Source organism: Shewanella sp. (assembly GCF_041630135.1).
GTDB lineage: Bacteria > Pseudomonadota > Gammaproteobacteria > Enterobacterales > Shewanellaceae > Shewanella.
In genome coordinates this window covers 1-7,652 of sequence record NZ_JBFKLW010000100.1, presented here as the reverse complement: position 1 = coordinate 7,652, position 7,652 = coordinate 1, and the positions used below count along the sequence as shown (strand labels likewise).

The window sequence follows — 7,652 nt, the reverse complement described above, 5'->3', positions numbered from 1 at the left end:
ACTCTTCAATTAAAGTTTTGGTCTCAATGAATTTCTGCTGTCATGCTCTGCATGAAAACTCCTTCATTGATAAAATCGTTTTGTCGACTTCATCAACCTGCGAGTATCCACACAGATTACTTGATAAATTTTTAAAGAACGGACCGCTGCGGCATTACCGCCGGTCAACGGAGGCGCATTATAGGGACTTGAACCGTGAGCGCAAGCCCTTTTATCGAATCAATGCACCGAGTGGATAGATTTTAGCCGCCAATGTGTTTTTTGCCACTTTATGGTGCTGTCTGCTGGCCAATTGGCGATTTATGTTGCCTGGCTCGGTTAACCCTTAAGAAACGTGGGCACATCAGCAATGCTGTCGAGCACCACAGTTGCCAGAGCTTCACCTTTGGTGTCAACTTGCTTACCACTTCTCACCAAAATTTTGGTTGGGATACCTGCGGCTTCAGCAGCGCGCATATCATCGGCTTTATCACCCACCATCACGGATTTGGACAGGTCGATTTTGAGGAACCTGGCAGCAGAGACCAACATACCAGGCTTCGGCTTTCGGCATTCACAATCCTGCTTATACTCGCCAATGCCTTTCTCAGGATGGTGCGGGCAGTAATAGATACCATCGAAATCCACACCCTTATCGGCGAAGTTCCAGTCCATCCACTCAGTAAGCGTGTGGAACTCATCTTCGGAATACATGCCGCGGGCAATACCTGACTGATTGGTTACCACAACCAACTTATATCCCATGTTTTTCAAAGCAAGACAGGCCTCGAATACACCTTCAATATATTCAAAGTCGTCCACCTTGTGCACATAACCATGGTCTTTGTTAATGACGCCGTCTCTGTCGAGAAATACTGCTCGGTTCACTTCAGTCACTCCGGATTTGCAAGTGGCGCTATTATTTCACTCCTTTATCTGAATTGCACCGCCAACGTGGAAGACGAAGATAAGTTTTTCACTTGTTTTGCATATTGCATACAACTAACATGCACTCATCCAAACCATGCCGATTTATCACGGCAAATGTTCACGAGGATGTGATGACAAACCAATTGCGTGATGCCGTTGATGCCACCGAACTGCGTACTCGCCGCCGAGCACTGCTTGATGCACTGCCGAAAGACAGCTTGGTAGTGATGGCAGCCTATAGCCAAAAGGTACGCAGCAAAAACATTAAATACCACTTTCGCCAGGACAATGACTTTTTGTACCTCACAGGCTTCACCGAACCGGATGCCTTTGCACTGCTATACCGTGAAGGTGGTGAAGACACCCTCGTTCTGTTTTGCAGGCCAAGGGATAAAGACGCCGAAGTGAGTTTTGGTAAACGCTCTGGCCCCGAAGGTGCTGTCACTGTCTATGGCGCAGATAGTGCTTTTATTATTGATGAATTCGAGCCCAAACTACTTGAACTACTCAAAGGCAAAAACCGGATTTATGTCAGTGATGAGTTAAATCGCTTGCCCAACATCTGGCAGCTTATTAATCGCGAGCGTTTGCAAACGCCCTTTGATGTACCCAAGGCTTACCGGCAGCTCTCGGCGCTGGCTTCAGTGCTGCACCCGATGCGGGTGATTAAATCTCAGGCCGAAATTGGCCTTATTCGCCATGCCGTCAATGCCTCCATTGCTGGCCATAAGGCACTGATGCTGGCCGCAGCGCCGAGCATGAATGAAGGCGTACTCGCCGCCACCTTTATGCTCGAAATAGCCAAACACGGCTGCGTGGATGTGGGCTACCCCAATATTGTCGCGGCGGGCAACAACGCCTGTTGTCTGCATTATGAAGAAAACTGCTGCACCGTAAATGAAGGCGACCTGATACTGGTTGATGCCGGTGCCGAGTTCGGCAATTACAGCGCCGATATAACCCGCACCTTTCCCGCCACAGGCCACTTCACCCCAGCGCAGCGGCGCATTCACAATCTGGTATTGGCCGCACTCGATGCTGCTATCGCCAGGGTACGCCCGGGCACCCGCTGGAACGTTCTCAATGAAACCTGCATGGAAATGATGGCCAAGGGCCTGATTGAACTAGGCCTGCTTCAAGGCTCGCTGGATGAGGTAATGACAAGCGAAAGCTACAAGCGCTTTACGGTGCACAAAACCGGCCACTGGCTTGGGATGGATGTGCACGATGTGGGGCCTTATCAGGATGACAGCGGTAATTGGCGCGAGCTTGAGCCCTGCATGGTGTTTACCATAGAGCCCGGCATCTATATTCCGGCCGATGCGATGGATGTTCCGCCGGAATATCGCGGCATGGGCGTGCGCATTGAAGACGATATTCTGGTAACAGAAGACGGCTGTGAGAACCTCTCGGCGGCCTGCCCCCGCAGCTGCGATGAGATTGAAGCCTTTATGGCTGGTCGCATTAAGGCAGGCTGAACTGCTGACAGACATTAAAAAGGCGACCAGTTGGTCGCCTTTAGCTTTTAACTTTCCAGCTTTCTAGCTGCCTTAATCAAAGCGCTTCACACTGTATGGGCTCATCTCAATGGCAGGGGTTTCCCCAGCCATTAATTGCCCCATTAGCTCGGCGGTGGTGGCCGCCCAAGTCAATCCCAAATGTTGATGACCAAAGCAAAGATAAACCCCGGAACTTTGGCTTTCCCCCAAAACTGGCAAGCTGTCTGGCATTGAGGGTCTGAATCCCATCCAGCGCTCACCATTCTCTACTGCGGCAGCGGCGAACACGGCTGGCAACAAGGCTTTGCCATGGGGCAACAGACAGTCAGCGCGGGCATTGGACATGGGCGCTTCAAGGCCGCCGAATTCCACCGTTCCCGCCAAACGTGTGCCACCGTCCATAGGGGTAATGATGAATTTTCTGTCGAACGATGCCACCGGCCGCTTGAGGCCACTTTGCTGGGGCATCATCAAATGATAACCACGCTCGGTATCGAGGGGGACCTTATGACCCGCACTCAGTGCCAAAGGCCGTGACCAGGCGCCTGCACAAAGAAGCAGCTTATCTGCCGTAAGCTTTCTGCCGTCATCCAACACAGCAGACGGAGCTTCGCCGCCCTGCAACTGCTTAACACAGCCAAGCTCAATACTGCCCCCCAGCCCAAGGAGTGTGTCTGCCAGCGCATCACAAATGGCTTTAGGGCTTGGGGTGTGGCCCACCTCGGTAAACCAGAGCGCCGCGGTAACGGCTTCGGTTAAGCTTGGCTCCAGTGCGCGGGCCTCATCGCCAGTCAGTAGCTTTACCGCCACGCCTGCATCACGGTAATGGCGAAACTCAGCGTCAATTACCTGCTTATCCCGAGTTTCAAATACCAGCAGCGAGCCATTTTCAACCAATAGCTCCGGCCTGCCACAAAACGCCAGCAGCTCCCTTGTGGCAGCCATTGCCCCAAGATTCAGCGCCTTGATGGCAGCGCCGTTACGCTCACGGTTTTTGCGACTCATATTGGCCACAAATCGCATAAACCAAGGCAGTGCTTTATGAAAATAAGCAGGCCGAATACGAAAAGGCCCCAGTGGGTCCAGCAGCATCCCAGGCAATTTGGGCAGCAGAGCAGGATCGGCCAGGGGAAACACCTGTTCAGTGGCAAAATGTCCGGCATTGCCATAAGACGCGCCAGCTGCCACGCCCTCCTTATCAAGTACGGTAACCTTAAGGCCCCGGCGGGCGAGCGCTACCGCACTGGCAAGCCCGACAATTCCGGCACCGACGACAATGACATGCTGCGCCTCATCGGCTGCGGTACCTGCCTGGATATGCTGAGATTTTTCTATATTCATATGTCACCTCAGCGCAGCAAGAAGCCGGTTTGAAAAATATCGTCCGGATGGAGCAGGAATCTATGTTCACCGGTAATAAACGCACGACCCGACACCCGCGGGATGACGGCGCTTTTGCCATAAAAATCACAGCTGTCGATGGCTTCAACCGTCATTTGTCCGCCCACTATGCTTTCAATCACCAGCGGCTGATTGAGCGATACATCACCCTTGGCATGCAGCAGCGCTATCCGGCCCGCGACACCGGTACCTGTGGGCGAGCGGTCGACCTCGCCATCGGCAAAAATGCACACGTGGCGTGAATGAGCCCCCGGCACAGAAACCTTGGTGGACGTAAAAATAGTCCCGTAGAGAAAGCTTAAATCGGCTTCCAGCGGATGCTCAATAGCAAAGCTGGCCATCACCGCCTGCTTTATTCGCCTGCCCCAGTCTATCAGTTGGCTGACGTTGTCTGCCGAACAGTCCAGCCCCAACGCATCGGCATCTACATAGGCGTAATAGGCACCGCCAAAGCCGATATCGAAGCTGACGGCTCCAATACCCGGCACCTCCACAGATAAATCCAGCGCCTCAGCGAAGGAAGGCACATTGATAAAGCTGGCGCGGATTTTACCCTCTGCGTCCCGTTCGGCGCGGGCGCGGATAAAGCCCACGGGCGCGTCTATCCCAATTTCTGCCACGCCTCCCGGCATGGGAATGGCGCCGGTTTCGCAGTAAACCGTTGCCAACGCCAACACTGCATGGCCACACATGCTGGAATAGCCCTCGTTGTGCAGAAACAGCACGCCAAAGTCGGCGCCGGGTGTCACAGGCTCAGTGATCAGCGCACCATACATGTCGGCATGACCGCGGGGTTCGAACATCAACAGTTTTCGATAATCATCGAGATGAGCCTGCAAATATTGACGTTTTTCAAGAATGCTGTTGCCCGGCAGAGGTGGATACCCTGAGGTAATAATTCTGAGTGGTTCCCCTTCGGTGTGGGCGTCAAGGCTGGTGATTTGTCGATAGCCCGCCAATTGTGCGGTGCTCAGTTGCAGGGGTTCCATCGTATCCACATCCTCTTGTAATAATGTATGCAATATATAGTGACGCATGGCCAGGATTCAAATAATCTGTGATCAGCATTTTTCTGGATTGATTTATTGTATACAATATACTATAACTTATCGCAATGCCGAGCGCATCCTCTCCTTTCGCCACCGGGCAAGGGGAAAAATTAAGAAGACAAGACTAATTTGAGGTTTGAACATGAAAGTTAACTGGCAAGGTGTATATCCAGCAATTTCCACCCAATTCAATGAAGATGGCAGCATCAACTTTGAATCCAATACCCGCATGCTGGAGCAGCTGATTGAGGATGGCATCGACGGTATCATCGCTCTGGGTACCATTGGTGAAAACGCCTCTTTGAGTGCCGATGAAAAGCGCGCATTCCTCAAGCACACCGTGGGTGTGGTGAAAGGCCGTATCCCTGTGATTGCCGGTTGTACCGAAAACACAGCCCAGCTTGCCATGCAATATGTACAGGATGTGGAAGCCATTGGCGTAGACGGTGTAATGCTGCTGCCAGCCGTGGTGTATCGTGGCACCAAGCGTGAAGTCATTACCCATTATCAGATGGTGGCCCGTGCAACCAGGCTGCCAATCATGATTTACAACAACCCGGTAAGCTACGGCGTAGATATCGACCTTGAAATGACTGCCATTCTGGCCGACGAGCCCAATATCGTGGCCATCAAAGAATCCACCACAGATACCCGCCGCCTGACCGAACTGCAAACCCGTTTTGGCGACCGCTTTACCCTGTTCTGTGGTGTAGACGATATCGCGCTGGAATCTCTGCTGCTCGGCGCCACCGGTTGGATTTCCGGCCTCACCAACGTGTTTCCCCGCGAGTCAGTCACCCTCTATAAGCTCGCCCGCGCCGGTCGTATCGAGGAAGCCCGTGAAATCTATCGCTGGTTTATGCCGCTGCTGCGCCTCGATACCATCCCTACGCTGGTTCAGTGCATCAAGTTTGCCGAGCAAATTGCCGGCCGTGGCAGTGAAAATGTGCGCATGCCACGTATGACTCTGATTGGTGATGAGCGCGCCTACGTCGAGAAGGTGGTAGGTGAAGCCATGGCCAAGCGCCTGGATCTGACCAAGTACAATCTGGATTGATCCCAAGATGCCTGTCCACATGGTTGATGGCAAACTCAAGCAGCCCTTCGCCATGTGGATTGGTTCAACGAGCCATAATAACTAGATAACCGGAGCTCAACGGCCATGATGAAAGGAACATTTTTCTGCGTCGATGCACACACCTGCGGTAACCCAGTGCGGCTGGTCACCAGTGGCCACCCTAACCTTGCGGGCCGCACCATGAGTGAAAAGCGTCAGGATTTCCTCGCCAATCACGACTGGATCCGCAAAGCATTGATGTTCGAGCCACGCGGCCATGACATGATGTCAGGCTCATTTCTGTACCCCCCCTGCTCTGATAATGCCGACGCCTCGATTCTGTTTATCGAGACCAGCGGCTGTTTGCCAATGTGCGGCCATGGCACCATAGGCACCATCACCGCCGCCATCGAAACCGGGCTGCTGAAACCCAAAACACCCGGCAAACTGGTGCTTGACGTACCGGCTGGCCAAATCGAAATTGACTATCAGCAAACCGGCGCCAAGGTCGACTGGGTTCGTATTTACAATGTGCCGGCTTATCTGGCCCACAAAGACGCGATTCTCGATATTCCGGGTCTTGGCACCCTCAAGGTGGATGTGTCCTACGGCGGCAACTACTACGTGATTGTCGACCCACAGGCGAACTTCCCCGGGCTGCGTCACTGGAGTGCGGCGGATATTCTGCGTTGGAGTCCGATTGTGCGTCAGGTGGCCTACGAAACCCTGACCTGTATTCACCCCAACGACCCTACGGTGCAGGGCGTTAGCCACGTGCTGTGGACCGGCGACACCATCAGTGAAGGCTCAGACGGCGCCAATGCGGTGTTTTATGGCGATAAAGCCATCGACCGCTCGCCCTGCGGCACAGGTACCAGCGCCCGATTGGCGCAGCTGTACGCCCGCGGCAAACTCAAGGTGGGCGACAGCTACACCCACGAGAGCATCATCGGCAGCCAGTTTATCGGCCGTATCGAGTCCGCCACCAAGGTGGGCGACTATGATGCGATTCGTCCCAGTATTCAGGGCTGGGCCCGGGTGTTCGGCCAGAATGCCATCACAGTGGATGATGCCGACCCCTACGCCTTTGGCTTCCAGGTGGTGTAACCCTCGGCGCGCATCTCCTGGGCTTATTTAAAAAGGACCTCTTATGACGACTGACCTTTGTGGCCTTAACTTTTTTGGCCATCAATGGCAGGGAAAGGAAGCGGGCTTTGCCCGCTTCAACCCGCAAACCAATGAGCAGCTGCCCGAGCGTTTTGCCCAGGCAGATGCCAGTGACGTAAATGCTGCAGCGCTCGTAGCCGAGCAGGCTTTTTGGGCCTATCAGCAAACATCTGATGCCGAGCGTGCAGCGCTGCTTAATGCTATTGCCAACGAACTTGAGCAGGATGCTGAGCTTATCGTGCCCATGGCCATGCTCGAATCCGGCTTGCCGGAAGCACGCATTCGCGGCGAGCTTGGCCGCACCACAGGTCAGCTCAGACTGTTCGCCGCCGTGCTTACTGAGCCCTATGATGCGCTTTTGATGGATGAAGCCAACCCCACCCGCGCGCCTCTGCCCAAGCCGGAACTCAAGCTTGGACACTTGCCCCTTGGTGTGGTCGCCGTATTTGGTGCGTCCAACTTCCCGCTGGCGTTTTCCACCGCCGGCGGTGATACCGCCTCGGCCCTCGCTGCTGGTTGCGCCGTTATCGTCAAAGGCCATCCGGCTCATCCGGGCACCAGCGAGCGGGT

General features: G+C 54.0%; 7 protein-coding genes. 4 read left to right on the top strand and 3 right to left on the bottom strand.

Annotated features, from left to right (window positions below):
- Positions 1 to 318: 318 nt before the first annotated feature.
- Positions 319 to 876 (bottom strand): D-glycero-beta-D-manno-heptose 1,7-bisphosphate 7-phosphatase, encoded by a 558-nt coding sequence (gene gmhB / locus ABYK60_RS17905; RefSeq protein WP_372873363.1) that lies wholly within the window; start codon positions 874 to 876, stop codon positions 319 to 321.
- 164 nt (positions 877 to 1,040) lie between these two features.
- Here gmhB and ABYK60_RS17900 point away from each other — a divergent pair, with 164 nt between their 5' ends.
- The gene (locus tag ABYK60_RS17900; protein WP_372873362.1) at positions 1,041 to 2,387 is read left to right on the top strand and encodes an aminopeptidase P N-terminal domain-containing protein; all 1,347 of its coding nucleotides are present in this window, start codon (positions 1,041 to 1,043) and stop codon (positions 2,385 to 2,387) included.
- Positions 2,388 to 2,459: 72 nt separating this feature from the next.
- Here the strand turns inward: ABYK60_RS17900 and ABYK60_RS17895 are convergent, their stop codons facing one another.
- Together ABYK60_RS17895 and ABYK60_RS17890 are read right to left on the bottom strand one after the other, a co-directional pair.
- Positions 2,460 to 3,749, bottom strand: a complete 1,290-nt coding sequence (locus ABYK60_RS17895) for an NAD(P)/FAD-dependent oxidoreductase (RefSeq protein ID WP_372873361.1) — start codon at positions 3,747 to 3,749, stop codon at positions 2,460 to 2,462.
- Between the two features lie 8 nt (positions 3,750 to 3,757).
- The gene (locus ABYK60_RS17890; RefSeq protein ID WP_372873360.1) at positions 3,758 to 4,798 is read right to left on the bottom strand and encodes a proline racemase family protein; all 1,041 of its coding nucleotides are present in this window, start codon (positions 4,796 to 4,798) and stop codon (positions 3,758 to 3,760) included.
- Positions 4,799 to 5,000: 202 nt separating this feature from the next.
- On the opposite strand from ABYK60_RS17890, the gene dapA reads away from it, so the two are divergent.
- The 3 genes from dapA to ABYK60_RS17875 form a co-directional block, all read left to right on the top strand.
- Positions 5,001 to 5,915: a 4-hydroxy-tetrahydrodipicolinate synthase gene (gene dapA, locus ABYK60_RS17885; protein WP_240592341.1), complete on the top strand. Its 915-nt coding sequence runs from the start codon at positions 5,001 to 5,003 to the stop codon at positions 5,913 to 5,915.
- A gap of 105 nt (positions 5,916 to 6,020) precedes the next feature.
- Complete coding sequence (locus tag ABYK60_RS17880; protein WP_372873359.1) at positions 6,021 to 7,022, top strand: 4-hydroxyproline epimerase; 1,002 nt, start codon at positions 6,021 to 6,023, stop codon at positions 7,020 to 7,022.
- Between the two features lie 43 nt (positions 7,023 to 7,065).
- The coding region (locus ABYK60_RS17875) for an aldehyde dehydrogenase family protein (protein ID WP_372873358.1) at positions 7,066 to 7,652 on the top strand (587 nt) is incomplete at its 3' end.